Annotated in this window: 14 protein-coding genes; 11 read left to right on the forward strand and 3 right to left on the reverse strand. The window is 32.0% G+C overall.

Going from position 1 to position 16,590, the window contains the following annotated elements:
* The 3 genes from IQ05_RS07695 to ccsA form a co-directional block, all read right to left on the reverse strand.
* On the reverse strand, positions 1–923 hold a 923-nt coding region (locus tag IQ05_RS07695), incomplete at its 3' end, for a hypothetical protein (RefSeq protein ID WP_208653356.1).
* Positions 924–1,266: 343 nt separating this feature from the next.
* On the reverse strand, positions 1,267–1,737 hold the full coding sequence (locus tag IQ05_RS07700) for a T9SS type A sorting domain-containing protein (RefSeq protein ID WP_144891692.1): 471 nt from the start codon (positions 1,735–1,737) through the stop codon (positions 1,267–1,269).
* Positions 1,738–2,047: 310 nt separating this feature from the next.
* Positions 2,048–5,269: a cytochrome c biogenesis protein CcsA gene (ccsA, locus tag IQ05_RS07705; protein WP_144891694.1), complete on the reverse strand. Its 3,222-nt coding sequence runs from the start codon at positions 5,267–5,269 to the stop codon at positions 2,048–2,050.
* A gap of 198 nt (positions 5,270–5,467) precedes the next feature.
* Between ccsA and IQ05_RS07710 the strand changes: the two genes are divergently transcribed.
* The 11 genes from IQ05_RS07710 (at position 5,468) to IQ05_RS07760 (ending at position 16,576) form a co-directional block, all read left to right on the forward strand.
* Positions 5,468–6,238, forward strand: coding sequence for a Rossmann-like and DUF2520 domain-containing protein (locus IQ05_RS07710; RefSeq protein WP_144891697.1), 771 nt, complete (start codon positions 5,468–5,470; stop codon positions 6,236–6,238).
* A complete protein-coding gene (locus IQ05_RS07715; RefSeq protein WP_144891699.1) occupies positions 6,222–6,749 on the forward strand; it encodes a KdsC family phosphatase in 528 nt (175 codons plus the stop codon). The genes IQ05_RS07710 and IQ05_RS07715 overlap by 17 nt, the downstream gene beginning before the upstream one ends.
* Positions 6,750–6,818: 69 nt before the next feature.
* Positions 6,819–7,739, forward strand: coding sequence for a geranylgeranylglycerol-phosphate geranylgeranyltransferase (locus IQ05_RS07720; protein ID WP_144891701.1), 921 nt, complete (start codon positions 6,819–6,821; stop codon positions 7,737–7,739).
* On the forward strand, positions 7,732–8,313 hold the full coding sequence (locus IQ05_RS07725) for a Maf-like protein (protein WP_144891703.1): 582 nt from the start codon (positions 7,732–7,734) through the stop codon (positions 8,311–8,313). Before IQ05_RS07720 ends, IQ05_RS07725 begins: the two co-directional genes overlap by 8 nt.
* Positions 8,314–8,318: 5 nt before the next feature.
* On the forward strand, positions 8,319–8,855 hold the full coding sequence (locus tag IQ05_RS07730; protein WP_394345199.1) for a mechanosensitive ion channel domain-containing protein: 537 nt from the start codon (positions 8,319–8,321) through the stop codon (positions 8,853–8,855).
* A gap of 153 nt (positions 8,856–9,008) precedes the next feature.
* On the forward strand, positions 9,009–10,208 hold the full coding sequence (locus IQ05_RS07735) for an AI-2E family transporter (protein WP_144891705.1): 1,200 nt from the start codon (positions 9,009–9,011) through the stop codon (positions 10,206–10,208).
* 96 nt (positions 10,209–10,304) lie between these two features.
* Entirely contained in the window at positions 10,305–12,125 is a 1,821-nt protein-coding gene (locus tag IQ05_RS07740) for a BamA/TamA family outer membrane protein (RefSeq protein ID WP_144891707.1), read from the forward strand.
* Between the two features lie 144 nt (positions 12,126–12,269).
* Positions 12,270–12,587: a hypothetical protein gene (locus IQ05_RS07745; RefSeq protein WP_144891709.1), complete on the forward strand. Its 318-nt coding sequence runs from the start codon at positions 12,270–12,272 to the stop codon at positions 12,585–12,587.
* A 103-nt stretch (positions 12,588–12,690) separates the two neighbouring features.
* Entirely contained in the window at positions 12,691–13,191 is a 501-nt protein-coding gene (locus IQ05_RS07750) for a hypothetical protein (RefSeq protein WP_144891711.1), read from the forward strand.
* 164 nt (positions 13,192–13,355) lie between these two features.
* On the forward strand, positions 13,356–13,889 hold the full coding sequence (locus IQ05_RS07755) for a hypothetical protein (RefSeq protein WP_144891713.1): 534 nt from the start codon (positions 13,356–13,358) through the stop codon (positions 13,887–13,889).
* Positions 13,890–14,044: 155 nt separating this feature from the next.
* The gene (locus IQ05_RS07760; RefSeq protein WP_144891715.1) at positions 14,045–16,576 is read left to right on the forward strand and encodes a PIG-L family deacetylase; all 2,532 of its coding nucleotides are present in this window, start codon (positions 14,045–14,047) and stop codon (positions 16,574–16,576) included.
* The last annotated feature ends 14 nt before the right edge of the window (positions 16,577–16,590 follow it).

The following is a 16,590-nucleotide window of genomic DNA, read 5'->3' on the forward strand; positions in this document are numbered from 1 at the left end:
ACCATTGTTTTATCAATTCCCGAAACCGTTCCTGTGAATGTTGGAGATGCTAAATTCGCTTTTAAATCTAAAGCGGTTTGAGCAGCCGTGGAAACTGGTTTGTTTACATCCGAAGTATTATCAACGTTTGCTAAGCCAACCATTGTTTTATCAATTCCAGAAACGGTTCCTGTAAAAGTTGGCGAATTCAATGGTGCTTTTAAATCCAAGGCTGATTGTATTGCTGTAAATAGAGTATTTATTCCTGTATCCACATACGATTTAACTGCTTTTACAGTTGGAAACTTAACGTCTGAACTTCCATCTTGAGTAAAATTAGTGCTTTTGTTGGCAATATCTTCTTTTAATTGCAGTGCAGATTTCGCAGCATCACTAATTGGCTTTGCTGCATCCGATGTATTATTGACTTGATCAAGTTCCAATGTCGTTTTTGCTCCTATAATAGTGGTAGCATTCGTACCTCCGTTTTCTACAGCAACAACACCTGTTACATTAGTACTATTTATTGCAGCATAAGCAAACGGAACAGTCGTAAAAGGCTGATTGCTAATTTCAGTAAATGACGAACAATCACCTGAAATATTTATACTCACTACTAATCTTTTTGGAGCAGCAACCCACGCTATATTATCAAAAGATGAGGCATATCCACCATTACGAGTACCAGTACCTATTACAAGATTTACCATCCCGTATTGATCTGTAGTAGTTTGAATAACTTCCTGGTATTCGATCTTTGAAAACTCATCTACAAACTGGAATTGCATGCATACGTTTTTATTTGCTACAGGCAGATTTTCACTAGTTACTGAAGAAATTTTATTAGTGGGTTTCAAAATAACGGCCTGATAGGTAATTCCATTGCTTTGTGCAAAACCCTTTACACAAAGAAAAAAGATGAAGAGCAAAATAATTTTTTTCATAATTTGATTCATTAAATGTGATAAATTTTAAAAAAATAAGATTGAAGTTGTTCTAAAAAAAATTAGAATTGCCTACACGTTTTCGATAGAAGTTTTGGAAGTTCCACCACAATGGGAAGCATTACATTACTCACATTGCTATTTTGACTATTCTGATTTGCGAAGACTCTAATAATTCTACATTGAATAAGAAGAAACTGTTGCGAAAATTCGGAGAAGAGTAAAGGAAAATTTTGCACGGCAGCAAACGGAAAAAAAATAAAAGCATACTTAGACAAAAAATTTACTTTCATTATTCGGAAAAATGTTGCTAAATACTCACATAAGGAAGCGTAATTTTTTGTCATAGTTTTATGATTTTGGTATATACTGAAAACGTTGAAGTATTTAAGCGAACTAAGTATTCTCCTCTTGATAAAAACGGAAGCAAAACAGTCAAGAGGAAATTTTCTGCTTTTTTACTTTGATTAAAAACTAACCTACCACTGATATCAAATACATTTATTTCAATATCATCAGAAACAATTTTTGAGAATTCGAAATTTATTGTTTGAATAAATGGATTGGGATACGTATTAAATTTTATTTCCTCGGGTGGATTTGAGGCAATATACTTTCCCCAAAAACTCTGTTGAAATCCCTGCTGAATCACATAATCAAAACTTGAAGTCCCAACATTACTGTTTTGACCAATCGTTTGTGAAACTGAAATCCCATCTGGTAATTTTTTGGAAGCACCTTGTGCAGAAACCATTTGATGATGTAAAACTTGACCTTGAAAAGTCACCGTAAATAATATAAGTAAGTACCTCATAAATATAATATTTTATACAATATTACATAAATAAAATGTATTTCAACGATAAAATTTGCATTTAATCGGAAATAATAAGTATTAACAAGTGTATAATTACATATTATAAATACATGATTAACAATACAATATAAAATCGAAACTTTTCTTTTTAGATACAAAGTGAAAGGTTATTAGCAGCCTATCACCAGACGTACAATTTTGAAATAACCAAAAAATACAATACATAAAGGTTCAAGGTGATATACGGCACAAAAAAAGGGTTTAACTCTACTACAGTTAAACCCTTTTCAATAAATAGCATTGCTATTTATTTCTTATAATACTTTCTATATTTTGGATAGGATAAAGCACCAAATAATGCAATGCCTCCAATTGTATACCAAATCCAACTTAGTGAATGTGCTTCGCCACTTGCATACGAATGTAATCCCACTAAGTGAAAATTCACTCCATAATACGTAAACAATGTAGAGATAAAAGCAAACATACTCATTAGATTAAAAAACCATTTACCACGCAATGCAGGAACAAAACGAGCATGAATTACAAAAGCATAAACCATAATGGTAATCAAAGCCCAAGTTTCTTTTGGGTCCCAACCCCAATACCTACCCCAACTTTCATTAGCCCATTGTCCGCCTAAAAAGTTACCAATAGTAAGCATGATAAGTCCAATTGTTAGAGCCATTTCATTGATATAAGTAATTTCTTGAATGTTTAAATCCATTTTTACTTTATTCTTTTCATTCGTAAACATAATTAGCAATAATGCTACAGCTCCTAAAATCATTCCCAAAGCTAATGGACCATAACTTCCTACGATAACCGCAACGTGAATCATTAACCAATACGAGTTCAAAACAGGTTGTAGGTTGGCAATTTCGGGATCAATCCAGTTCAAGTTAGCTGCAAATAAAATCATTGCAGTTACAAATGCTGAGGACGCCACAGTAAGTTTTGATTTACGATCAAATGCCAATCCAAAAAACATAGTTGCCCATGCAATATAAATGATAGATTCATAAGCATTACTCCAAGGTGCATGTCCAGAAATATACCATCTTGCAATTAACCCAACTGTATGTAAAACAAAAAGTAAACCTATTATTATATGCATCCCATTTACAGAAAATTGCAACCACTTACGTTCTTTGAAAATTTGTAAAATGGTAAAAAACAACATTGCAATAGCTGCCAAAATATACCAAGTGGTTAATTTGCTAAAAATATCATATTTGTTATACATTATCTCTGAGGAGATTCTGTCCTCACTTGGTCTTACTTTACTACCAAAACGTTTTTGAAAACCAGTAATACTTTCTACTAATTCATCAGCAGTCTTAAAATCTCCTGTTGTAGATGCAGTTGCTAATGAACCAAAATACAATGGCAACACATTTTTGGTATAAGTTGCTTCCATACCTTTAAAACCAGCCTCATTCAATTCTAAAAAGGAAACCCATTTATTGTTTTTATCCTCTGGAATCGGGAAAATTTTAAGGATACGACCACTCAAAGCAGATTCCATAAGATTTACCCTTTTGTCTGTATCGATAAAATCTTTTTCAAATTGATTTGGATTAGCAGCTTTATAAGACTCGTCTAAGTATTTAGAAAGTTTGTAATTCCCTTTTTCATCAAAAAATGCTATGAACGGTGCAACCTTTGCTTTGCTATCAACACCAATTATTTTTCTTATACTATCGTTTCCTTTTCTTAAATGAATGATAGGAATCTCAATCCAATAACTAGCATACTGAGTTATTGATAAGAAAACTTGATCTGAATTCATATCATTATAAGAATCACTCTGGCTTACTTTTCGCAATAATTCTGATGAAAAAGTGTTGATTGGTTTCATTCTTCCACCACCATCTTGAATCACTAATCTACCAAATTTAGCAGCATGAGCCTCAGACACTTTGTATTTAGTAATCAACGCTTTTAACTCCTCTTGGCTTAATTTTTTCTTAGAATGACTGCTGTGTTGTGCTGGTTTTTCACTAGCGGCTGCCTCACTTGCTGGAGCTTCAGTATGTGCGTGACCTTCATGGTCAGCATGATCGTGTTCTTGAGCCATACCGCTCATACTAAAAAACAAGAGGAAAACCCCTAGCAATTTTGCTTTTTTAGATTTCACAACATCCAATTTTCTTTTTAGATCCGCAAATCTTGAATATTTAGTAAACATAATAGCCATCATAGCAAAATACAACATAAAATAACCGATGTACGTTAATAAAGTACCCCAAAAATCATGGTTTACGGATAAAATAGTTCCTTTTTCATCAGGGTCAAATCCCGATTGAAAAAAACGATATCCTTCATAATCTAAAACATTATTCATATAAATTCGGGCATCAAATGACTCTTTATCTTGAACCGTTACTTTACTTTCAAAAGAGGAATAACTTTTCTCTGTTCCTGGGTATTTTTGAGCAATAAAATCATTCAATTTGATTTTAAAAGGTAATACATAGGCTTTGCTTCCGTAGAAAAACGAATAATCTATTTTTCCAATTTTAACCGTTTTGGACTCCCCTACTTTACCTTTGGTTCCTAAAAGAGTAACTGTTTTTTCCTGACCTTCTGCTTTTATTTTAAACGTAATAGCATCTTCATGCGTTTTAGCTTTAAAATCATTATCCGATTCATAGTCTACAATTCCTTTTACGGCAGGATCAGGAAATACAAAACGCATTTCGCCTATGCTATATAAAGAACGCATCATTAAGGGTTGTGCATTATCCTTGGTAACTTTACCTTGTAACTTATCTGCCATACGCATAAAGTTACCTTCAAAAGGAGTTTGAATGGTATATTCTTTACCATTTGTGGTAATGTTTATAGCGCCATCAGTGTATTTATTGAGTGAAAACAAAACGTTATGAATGTTTTGAACTTCGCCTTCTTTCAAGAAATGTTCGTGTCTTCCACCATCGCCAGCTTCAACTATTTTTAAATACAAAATTCCTTTTGGATCTGGTTTTATATATTCTTTGGCACCCATTATAAAGTTTTCATATTCTACTTCAAATGGGGTATCGGCAAATTTTCCTGACATGCTAAAATCATTATTTGTAGCAGGAGATAACAGTATTTTTTTCTCGAAAACTCTACGTTTCATTTCGCCTTTATACTCTCCATCAACAAAAACGGTAAGAAACGTTTTCTCTGAAAAAATCTGATTTTCAGTAGCTCCTTCACGAATCGGCATAACTCCTTCATAACTTATATAACGCGTTACAAATGCACCAACAATGATGAAAATAAACGACAAATGGAGCAATAAGGTAGCCCACTTTTCTTTTTTTAATAATTGATATCGCTTGATGTTACCAATAAAATTAATCACAAAAAAGACATGAATGGCCTCAAACCACCAAGCATTGTAAATCAAGATTTTTGCAGTATCTGTATTGTATTTACTTTCTATAAAAGTTCCGGTACCCATAGCAACTGCATATGCTATAAACAAGAAAGCCATCAAACGTGTAGAAAACAAAAAAGAAACTATTTTTTTTTCCATTTTTAGGAGATTATGTTTTGTAAAATTGCCACAAAAGTACTTAAAAATGTTGAGTACTTTTAGCTGACATTTGTTAATTAAATCAAAATTAAGGTGGTGTTAAGAGAGAAAAACATTTATTTTCGGTTTCAAACTGTTACATTTTTACAGTAATCTCCAATTGATTTTTTTTTATATTTTTTTTTCTAATTTTGTCTGATGAATAAAGTAGTTATTATAGGTTCTGGAAATGTAGCTCAACATTTAATTGAGGCTTTTCAAGTTGAGGAACAAAACAAAGAAATTGAATTAATACAAGTCTACACAAGACAAAAATCAGCACTGTCTCACCTACTGTCTTGGAATCAAATTACAGATGATTTTAATTCCCTTGCCGAGGCTGATGTATACATTATATGTGTGGCCGATGATGCTATTGAAGAAGTTTCGGCAAAGCTACCCTTTAAAAACCGATTAGTAGTACATACATCAGGCAGCATTCCACTTACCGCAATCCATGAAGACAATAGAAAAGGTGTTTTTTATCCCTTACAAACTTTTACAAAAAATAAAAAAGTAGACTTTTCTAAAATACCTATTTGTCTTGAAAGTGAAAACGCACCAGATTATCATATACTTCTTAAAATAGCACAATCTATTTCTAAAAAAGTGTATGCAATCAATTCAGAACAAAGAAGAGCATTGCATATTGCTGCCGTATTTGCCAATAATTTTACCAATCATTTGTTCCAAATTAGCCAAGAAATTTGTCAGGACAACCAAATTCCTTTTGAAATTTTGAAGCCGTTAATTTTTGAAACTGTTCAAAAACTTGAAATTTTAACTCCACAAGAAGCCCAAACTGGGCCTGCAAAAAGGAACGACCAAAAAACCATTGAAGCGCATGAAACTTTTTTGGCACACAAAAAATATTTAAACATTTATAAAATTCTAACCCAATCTATACAAGAAAATGTCAAAAAGTTATAAGGAAATAATGAATGATATCACTACATTTATTTTTGATGTAGATGGTGTACTTACAGATGGATCTGTTTTTGTGACCAATGAAGGTGAAATGTTAAGAACAATGAACATTCGCGATGGATATGCCATGAAAGCGGCTGTAGAAAGCGGATATAAGGTGTGTATCATATCTGGCGGAAGTAACGAAGGTGTTCGAGTACGCTTACGAAATCTAGGTATAACCGATATTTATTTGGGCACACCTAATAAAGTTGAAACCTTTGATGAATACACCAATTTGTACCAAATAAAACCTGAAAACGTATTATACATGGGTGATGATATTCCGGATTATCATGTGATGAAATTTGTAGGTTTGCCTACCTGCCCGCAAGATGCTAGTCCAGAAATAAAAACCATTTCAGGCTATATATCTCATAAACACGGTGGTAAAGGAGCTGTACGTGATGTTATTGAACAAGTTATGAAAACTCAAGGAAAATGGAATACCCATTTTGAAGGTAATCATGATTAGTTAATACTATTTTTTTACTCATACTTAATGAAATCAATTTAGTTTTAAAATGATTTTAAACGTAATATTATGCACTATTTAAAACTCATTCGATACCAAAATCTCTTAATGCTTGCTTTGATGCAACTCGTTTTTAGATTTGGATATTTTCAATTCGAAAATGTAACATTGGCACTTCAAGACTGGCAATACCTTTTGCTTGTTTTATCTTCTGTATGTATTGCAGCGGGCGGTTATGTGATAAATGATATTTTTGATCAAGGTACAGATGCTATCAACAAACCCAGTAGAATGACCGTTGGAAAAAGCATTTCTGAATCTCAAGCTTACAATTTATATGTGGGACTCAAAATTGTAGGTGTAGGAATAGGTTTTTATCTTTCAAATGTAATTTCTAAACCTGGTTTTGCCTCAATTTTTGTATTGATAGCAGCTACGCTATACCTTTATGCAACAAGTTTGAAACAAATGTTACTTACAGGCAATGTAATTGTAGCACTTTTATTATCTTTTAGTGTTGTAATTATAGGTGTTTTTGATTTATATCCTGCCACCGTACCTGATAATAAACAGCAAATGGGTATTTTATTTTCAATACTTCTTGACTACGCTGTCTTTGCTTTTATGATTAATTTTATTAGAGAAATTGTAAAAGATATTGAGGATAATGATGGTGATTTTAATCAAGGTATGTACACGCTGCCTATTGCAATAGGAAAGTCTAGAGCCGCAAAAACTGTTTTTGCCCTAAGCTTTATTCCTCTTGCAGCCATATTATATTATATCAACAGTTACTTATTAAACTTGTTTTTTGTAACTATTTATTTGTTGATATTTGTAGTAGGGCCTTTATTATTTTTTATTGTAAAAATATATACTGCAAACGCAACAAAAGATTTTAAAAATTTGAGCGTTATACTCAAGTGGATACTCTTTTTTGGAATCCTATCATCAGCTATTATCCGAATAAATATCAAATACAATGCTTAAAAACAAACTGAAAGATTACAAAATAATTTTGGCATCAGGTTCGCCAAGACGCCAACAATTTTTTAAAGATTTAGATCTCGATTTTGAAATACGACTCAAAGAAATAGAAGAAGTTTATCCATCTGGATTAAAAGCACACGAAATAACTGATTATTTAGCGGAGTTAAAAGCATCGGCTTTTGAAAACGAACTGGATAAAAATGAACTTTTAGTAACTAGTGACACCATTGTTTGGCATGAAGGTAAAGCTTTGGGTAAACCAAAAGATAAAGAAAATGCTTTTGAAATTTTAAAATCCTTATCGAATGCGACACATGAAGTAATTACATCGGTTTGTTTTAAAACTTCGGAAAAAATGGATGTTATTCATGAAGTTACCAAAGTTACCTTTACTGCTCTGAGCGATGAAGCTATTGCGTATTATTTAGAAAATTACAAACCTTATGACAAAGCTGGTTCTTACGGAATCCAAGAATGGATCGGTTTTATAGGAGTTTCAAGAATTGAAGGATCTTATGCTAACGTGATGGGAATGCCTACAGATAAAGTGTATGAGTACCTTTCAAAATTATAAAGCCTATGTTAATTCAATTTGTAAACGAATATTCTAAAGAAATTATAGCTACAGGAATTATAGGTATATTACTCTTTTTTTTACGATACGTCACAACAAAAATTGTGAGAAGATATGCAAAGTCTAATTTAACAATTGAGCACAGAACTAATTTAGTGATCAAATACCTTCATTTGTTCATCAATATATTAGTAGTAATTGCGTTGATTATTGTTTGGGGAGTACAACCCAAAGATATTATTATTGCGTTATCTTCATTTACTACCGTTGTAGGTGTAGCCATGTTTGCGCAATGGTCTATTTTAAGCAATATTACCTCTGGAATTATCTTGTTTTTTTCATTTCCGTTTAAAATTGGTGATGTGATAAAAATTCATGATAAAGATTTCCCCATTCAAGCAGAGATTGAGGATATAGGTGCATTTCATGTTTTTTTATTGACCGATGAAGGTGAGAAAATCATTTTTCCAAACAATTTATTACTGCAAAAAGGGATTTCGATTATTAAAAATAAACATGCTGATCAAGAATTTACAGATTAATAGTTTCCTATAGTAAAGGGAAATAAGAATTTATTATGTGATAATATTGTAATCATTTGAAGTAATGATGTAATTACTAGTTGAGGTTTTTTATTGATTTTTGTACTGTAAATTGTTCTTATATATTTGTAAGACAACTCAAACCATTTCTATATGAACGAAGAACTAAAATTTCCTTTTTACGCTAAGCTTACTTTTATCACATTGGGTTTAATTTCCTTGATTTTTATATTTTACATAGGGCAAAATATAATTGTTCCCATTATAATGTCGTTTTTGTTTGCGATCTTATTATATCCAATTGCTCAATTTTTAAAATTAAAACTTAGGTTTCCCAACGTCTTAGCAGTAATGATTGTAGTAATTTTATTCATCTTGTTCTTCATTGGACTTTTTGTTTTTTTATCCTATCAAATAAGTGATTTTGCTGAAGATTTTGATAAGATTGAGAAAAACATAAACATCCATCTCTCTAATATTCAAGGTTTCATTAGAGATACGTTTCATGTAAGTTCAAGAGAACAAAAACAATATATTGATACTGCAACCGAAGATTCATTAGAAAAAGGAAAAGAGATTTTGGGCACAACATTGATGTCATTTACAGATACTCTTGTAAATTTAACCCTAATACCTATTTACACTTTTTTAATATTATTATACCGAACCCACTTTTTGATGTTTTTATCAAAACTTGTTGATAAAGAACACCATCATAAACTAAAAGATATATTGACCAACATACGTATTGCTATAAACAGTTATATCGTGGGGTTAATTATAGAAATGATATTAGTAGCCACAATGACTACAATTGGATTGATGTTAATCGGTGTTAAATATGCTATATTACTGGGAGTGATGACTGGTATTTTAAACTTGATTCCGTACATAGGAATTCTTTTTGCAGGAGTTTTAAGTATCGTGGCCACTTTAACAGGCACACCTGATTTATCTATAATTGTTGGTGTTATTGCAGTTACTGTAGTTGTTCAGCTTATTGATAACAATATTTTGGTACCGTTAATTGTAAGTTCAAAAGTTGAAATCAATGCATTTATATCTATTATTGCCATCATTATTGGTGGTGCCATAGCAGGGGTTTCTGGAATGTTTCTTGCACTGCCTATATTGGCTGTTTTGAAAGTTATTTTCGATAGAATAGACACATTAGAGCCTTGGGGTTACCTTATGGGTGATCATTTACCCAAAACGTACACGTGGCGTAACATAAAATTACCCCTTTTTGATTCAGAAGAAGAATCCAAAAAAAGCGTATTTAAAACGGATGTCATCAATCCCGTTTTTACAGAAACTACAACTGAAATTGACCCCTCAAAAACTAAAGAATAGATCAATAAGTTTTAGTTTCTATATCCTATGCCTACCCCATCATTGATTGAGGGGTAGTTATTTCAGTCTGTCAACTGTACCCTTGATTTTTATAAAATGAGTACCCTAACAAAAACTTTATTATCCCTGCTTATTCTTTGTGCAGGACAGTTGACTTTTGCACAAAAAAAAGCGACTTCAAAGGATAGTACTGCCATCTATTCCAATATTAAAAACTTTTCTAAAAAGACCAAGTTTACACAGGTGATGCACAAACTAATCTTTAGATCTTCTGTTATAAAAAGCAGAAGCACTAAACAAGTACAGAAACAATACTCCGATTACGAAGGTAAAATTATTCGAAAAATAAACATTGTAACCTTAGATCCATTTGGATACTCAGATGTTGACACTTCAAAAAAACCAAAAAATTGGGCTGAGCGAACCGGTAATAAAATCCATGTAAAAACCAATAGATTAGCCATTTTAAATTTACTTTTAATTAAAAAAAACAAACCTTTTGATTCTTTACTTGTAAGAGAATCTGAACGATTGATTCGCTCGCAACGATACGTAAACCGCGTAGATGTGGCTCCGCAAAGCATTGCCAATAGCCCTGATTCCGTTGACATTTCTATTCGCATTTTAGATTCCTGGAGTATTATTCCAAAAGGATCACTTTCAAGTTCAAAAATGAATATTGAAATTAATGAACGTAATTTTTTAGGGTCAGGACATCAATTTGAAAATAAGATCAAAAATCAATTTAGTGATTCAAAAACTGCTTATGATGTGTCGTATAGTATTCCTAATATTAAAAATACTTTCATAAACACTAAAGTAAGGTATCAAATAGATTTAGACGGTTATTATGGCAAAAGTATAAATATTGAACGGCCTTTTTATTCCCCTTTGACAAAATGGGCAGGCGGTATTTATCTAGATCAACAGTTTAGAAAAGATTCTCTTCCTGACTTGAATGCTGTTTTTGAATTTCAAAATTTTAAATACAATACACATGACTTATGGCTAGGGCGCGCTTTCAAGCTATTTAAAGGGAACTCGGTTGGTGACCGAACTACAAATCTTGTTGTAACGAGCCGATTTATGAATTTAAAATATTCAGAAAGTCCTACAGCGGTATATGATCCCGAAGATTTTTATTCTAATGAAAAACTTGCCTTAATTGGAGTAGGAATTTCGTCACGTACCTTCGTTCGAGATCGATACATATTTCAATATGGTATAATTGAGGATATACCTATTGGTAAAATCTATGCATTAACAGGTGGATATCAATATAAAAATAATGCTAGACGTATGTATCTGGGTTCTCGTGCGTCTTTTGGTAACTTTTATAAATGGGGCTTTTTGAGTACCAATTTTGAATTTGGAACATTTTTAGAAAACTCAAATACGATGCAAACTGCATTTACTTTTGAAGCCAACTATTTTACTAACTTAATGACAATTGGTAAGTGGAAAATCAGACAATTTGTAAAACCTCAGGTAATAATTGGTTCTAAAAGAGCTAATGCCTACGGTGATCAATTATCAATAAATGAAAATTACGGGCTTAGTGGTTTTACTATGGCAGCCTATGGAACTCAAAAGGCTATCTTAACACTACAAACTCAAGGATACTCCCCTTGGAATCTTTGGGGATTTCGCTTGAATCCATTTATCAACTACTCAATTGCAGCGCTAGGCAACACCTCAAAAAGCTTTTTAGAAAGCAAAGCTTATTCCAAGTTGAGTATTGGATTCATTATCAATAACGATTACCTTGTTTTTAGTTCTTTCCAAATTTCATTATCCTATTACCCAACAATACCTGGCAATGGGAGTTCAATTTTTAAAACAAATGCAGTCGAAACAACTGATTTTAGATTGCAGGATTTTGATTTAGCAAAACCAAGAACTGTACAGTATAAATAATTGAAAATCAACAAACAAAAAAAAATAAATTAACATCAAAAATCGAGTGTGAATTATACAATTTATATTTCAAATTATGTAAATCAACTATGTCTTAATACTTTATATTTGTTATCTTAATAATCACTTCTAAAACCAATAATAATGAAAAAAGTTACCTTCTACTTAATGATGATGGTGTTGTCATTAAGTGTGCTACCAACACAAGTATTTGCCGCTGAAAAAAATCCAACTACAATTTCTTCTACTCCAAAAGAAGTTCCTGCAGAAGTTAAAGTTTTATTGAATCGTCTTGATGAAATAAAAGCAATGGACAAATCAGAAATGAGTCGAGCAGAAAAAAAAGAACTTAGAAAAGAAGTTCGAGCAATAAAAACTGAATTAAAATCTACGGGTAATGGTGTCTATTTATCTGTAGGAGCTATTATTATAATTATTCTTTTACTTATATTGCTTTTGTAAAGCAAATTTTAAAGATTTGAAGAGGAAACGTAAATGCGTTTCCTCTTTTTTTTTCCATTATACCTCCATTATATTACTAAAACAATTAAATAAATTTTAAATTATGAAAACCATTCAAACAATATTAATTGGGATACTTTTTATGACCTATTCTTTTTCAATAGAAGCACAAGTATCTGTAAATGTAAATATCGGTACACCTCCAGCTTGGGGACCATCAGGATATTCAGCAGTAGACTATTATTATTTACCAGATATTGAAGCTTATTATGACGTTAGAGCAACAGAATTTATTTTTTTAGGTAATAGTGGATGGATCAGATCTAGAAATCTACCCAATCAATATCGAAGCTATAACTTATATAATGGATACAAGGTAGTGTTGAATGATTATCGTGGTAAAACTCCTTACGTTAATTTTAAAACACACAAAACAAAATATTATAAAGGGTACAAAGGTAAACCTCAAAAAAATATTGGAGTTTACAAAGTGAATAATTCAAGTTCATTTAAAGCCAATAAAAATTACAAAAGCGAACAAGGAAATCACGGAAACAATAAAAAAGACAAAGGAAATAATGGTCATGGAAAAGGTAAAAATTAAATTTTAAATATTTAATTACCAATAATTTAAATATAAAATAAATCTTTTGATATATTTCCCTCTTTCTTTAATAAATAGTACTTAATCTGATTTGGCACAGTTCTTGAAAATTGTTGATAGAGATAAAAAAACATTTTTATAATAAATCAATAAAATAGAATAATATGAAAACGATTAAATTGATAGCTGCTGGAATTATTTTACTAGTTACAAGTTCAATGCAAGCACAAGTATCTATAAATGTAAATATTGGTAGTGCTCCTTCTTGGGGACCAGTAGGAAATGTAAATGCTGAGTATTATTACTTACCAGACGTAGAAGCTTATTATGATGTAAGAGCTACACGATTTATATATTTTGACAGTGGAAGATGGATTCGTGCAAGGTTTCTACCTAATCAATATAGAAATTACAATCTAAACACAGGGTGTAAAGTAGTTCTTAACGATTACCATGGTCCAAGTCCTTACAATCATTTTAAAACCCATAAAGTAAAATACTATAGAGGGTACAGAGGTAATGAACCTAGAAATGTAGTGTACAATGTAGATAGAAGAGTTTACGCAAACAATAGACCTGATAATCGAGAATACTATAAAGGACACAGAGACAATGATCGTCATGATGACCACAAAAACTACAAACAAAAAGATAAAAGACACGATAGAGATCACGGACGTGGACATGATAGAGATTAAGGAATCATATATACTTAAAAAAGGGAGAAGAACACTAAATGTTTTTCTCCCTTTTTTTGTAGAAAAGATTTTATAAACAGTATCGAACGTTAAAAAATTTTGTAAAAAATATTTAATCCCTACATTTGGAGTTAAAGGAATAATATATTTAGATAATGTATAAAAAAAGCTACTTAATCAGTATTGTATTGCTAATTTGTTTGCAAATCACAAATGCACAACAACCTCAAAAACTTAATTCAGTTGAAATTTACAATCAAATTGAAAAACTCAATTTTCTAGGCTCAGTATTATACATAGCCGCACACCCTGACGATGAGAACACGAGACTTATTTCTTTTCTTGCCAATGATCAAAAAGCACGCACAGCTTATCTCTCGTTAACTAGAGGAGATGGTGGGCAAAATTTAATTGGTACACAGTTACGAGAATTACTAGGTGTAATAAGAACTCAAGAACTTATAGAAGCTAGAAAAATAGATGGTGGTGAACAATTTTTCTCGAGAGCAAATGATTTTGGATTCTCAAAAAATCCAACGGAAACTTTATCCATTTGGGAAAAAGAAAAAGTATTAGCTGATGTAATTTGGGCAATAAGAAAATTCCAACCAGATGTAATTGTTAATCGCTTTGATCATAGATCTCCGGGAACCACACACGGGCATCACACCGCATCAGCAATGTTAAGCGTTGAAAGTTTTAAGATGGCTAATGATCCAACTGTTTTTCCCGAGCAATTACAATTTGTAAAGCCTTGGCAAACTAAAAGACAATTTTTTAATACTTCATGGTGGTTTTACGGTACAATGGAAAAATTTAATGCTGCTGATAAAACAAACTTAATTAGCCTTGAAACGGGTACATATTATAGTAATCTAGGGAAATCAAACCAAGAAATTGCTGCTTTGAGTCGGAGTCGTCATCAATCACAAGGTTTTGGTAGTACAGGTGTTCGCGGTGAGGAGACTGAATATTTGGAATTCATAAATGGAGAAGCTTTAAAAGATAAAAAATCTCTTTTTGAAGGTATAGATACTTCCTGGAATCGTGTAAAAGGAGGCGCTCCTATTGGCGAACTACTCGCAATCATAGCAAAGGAATTTGACTCAAAAAATCCTTCGGCAAGTATTCCAAATTTGGCGAAAGCCTTCACCATGATGCAAGCCTTAGAACCTAATCAATGGTCACCTGTAAAAGCAGCCGCAGTAAAAGAAATCATTGCTGCATGTGCTGGATTGTATTTAGAAGCTGTGGCCCAAAACCAAGAGACAACTCCTGGGAGTACCCTAAAATTAAAACTTGAAGCTATCAATAGAAGTGCCATTCCCATGGAGTTGATTAGTGTTAAAACAATACCAAATAACATTCTTTCAAGTCAAAACCAAGATTTAAAATACAATCTACTCAAAACAATAAATCTTGATTTTAAACTTCCTGAAAACCTAGATTATACACAACCATATTGGTTGCAAGATGCGGGTACAACTGGAATGTATACTGTAAACGACCAAAATAAAAGAGGTGTTCCAGACATTTTAAGAGAAGCGAAAGTAGAATTTAATATTCGTATCAACGGAATTGAAATTCCATACGAGCGTACCATTGTTTACAAATATAATGATGACGTAAAAGGTGAAGTTTACAATTACCTTGATATTGTTCCAGATGTAACTACTGCAATTACAGATAAGGTTTTGCTTTTTAAAGACACAAAAACTAAACAAGTAGGTGTTAAAATTAAAGCTGGTAAAGATAATATTAAAGGAAATTTACAGCTTGAACTTCCAAAAAACTGGACAGTAACACCTCAAAACATTCCGTTTTCATTTGAAAAAAAGGGAATGGAGCAAATTTTTTATTTTGATGTTACAGCTCCAAAAAAAGCTGAGGAAACAATAGCTAAAAGTGTTGCAATTATTGACAATAAAAGATTTGATAAAGAACAAATTATCATTTCTTACGATCATATTACAAAACAGCAAGTACTTCAAACTGCATCGGCTAAATGTATCAAAACCGACTTAAAAACAAATGAAGAAAGAATTGCTTACATTATGGGTGCTGGTGATGAAGTCCCAAACAGCTTGACACAGTTAGGATATAAAGTAACATTAATCAAAGCAGATGAAATTACACCAGAAAAGCTAGAAAACTTTGATGTAGTAATAACAGGAGTTAGAGCATACAATACTATCAACGCATTGGTTAACAAACAAGCAATCCTTTTTGATTTTGTAAAAAACGGAAAAACAATGATTGTTCAATACAATACTGCAGGTGACTTAGTGACCAATGACATAGCACCTTATCCTTTAAAATTATCTAGAGATCGTGTTACCGAGGAGGATGCTGAAGTTCGTTTTTTGGCTCCAAATCATCCCGTTATGAATTATCCTAATACAATAACGGCACAAGATTTTAAAGGCTGGAAACAAGAGCAAGGATTATATTACCCAAATGAATTTGACAAGGCGTTTACCCCTATTTTTTCATCAAATGATAAAGGAGAAACACCTAAAAATGGCGCTTTATTAATTGCGCCTTACGGCAAAGGACATTATGTATACACAGGCATTAGTTTTTTTAGGGAACTACCAGAAGGTGTTACGGGTGCTTATAAATTGATCTCAAATATTATCTCTTTAAAGCCTTCACAAACCATATCAATTCAAAACAACAAGCTCTAATTTATAACTATGGA

The organism is Flavobacterium tiangeerense (assembly GCF_007830355.1).
Taxonomy (GTDB): Bacteria; Bacteroidota; Bacteroidia; order Flavobacteriales; family Flavobacteriaceae; genus Flavobacterium; species Flavobacterium tiangeerense.

Bases quoted from the DNA above. Each gene is read 5' to 3' on its own strand.
- IQ05_RS07740 (WP_144891707.1), top strand. From the start codon at position 10,305: ATGAGTACCCTAACAAAAACTTTATTATCCCTGCTTATTCTTTGTGCA.
- IQ05_RS07730 (WP_394345199.1), top strand. From the start codon at position 8,319: ATGTTAATTCAATTTGTAAACGAATATTCTAAAGAAATTATAGCTACA.
- ccsA (WP_144891694.1), bottom strand. From the start codon at position 5,269: ATGGAAAAAAAAATAGTTTCTTTTTTGTTTTCTACACGTTTGATGGCT.
- IQ05_RS07720 (WP_144891701.1), top strand. From the start codon at position 6,819: ATGCACTATTTAAAACTCATTCGATACCAAAATCTCTTAATGCTTGCT.
- IQ05_RS07725 (WP_144891703.1), top strand. From the start codon at position 7,732: ATGCTTAAAAACAAACTGAAAGATTACAAAATAATTTTGGCATCAGGT.
- IQ05_RS07750 (WP_144891711.1), top strand. From the start codon at position 12,691: ATGAAAACCATTCAAACAATATTAATTGGGATACTTTTTATGACCTAT.
- IQ05_RS07760 (WP_144891715.1), top strand. From the start codon at position 14,045: ATGTATAAAAAAAGCTACTTAATCAGTATTGTATTGCTAATTTGTTTG.
- IQ05_RS07735 (WP_144891705.1), top strand. From the start codon at position 9,009: ATGAACGAAGAACTAAAATTTCCTTTTTACGCTAAGCTTACTTTTATC.
- IQ05_RS07710 (WP_144891697.1), top strand. From the start codon at position 5,468: ATGAATAAAGTAGTTATTATAGGTTCTGGAAATGTAGCTCAACATTTA.
- IQ05_RS07745 (WP_144891709.1), top strand. From the start codon at position 12,270: ATGAAAAAAGTTACCTTCTACTTAATGATGATGGTGTTGTCATTAAGT.
- IQ05_RS07700 (WP_144891692.1), bottom strand. From the start codon at position 1,737: ATGAGGTACTTACTTATATTATTTACGGTGACTTTTCAAGGTCAAGTT.
- IQ05_RS07715 (WP_144891699.1), top strand. From the start codon at position 6,222: ATGTCAAAAAGTTATAAGGAAATAATGAATGATATCACTACATTTATT.
- IQ05_RS07755 (WP_144891713.1), top strand. From the start codon at position 13,356: ATGAAAACGATTAAATTGATAGCTGCTGGAATTATTTTACTAGTTACA.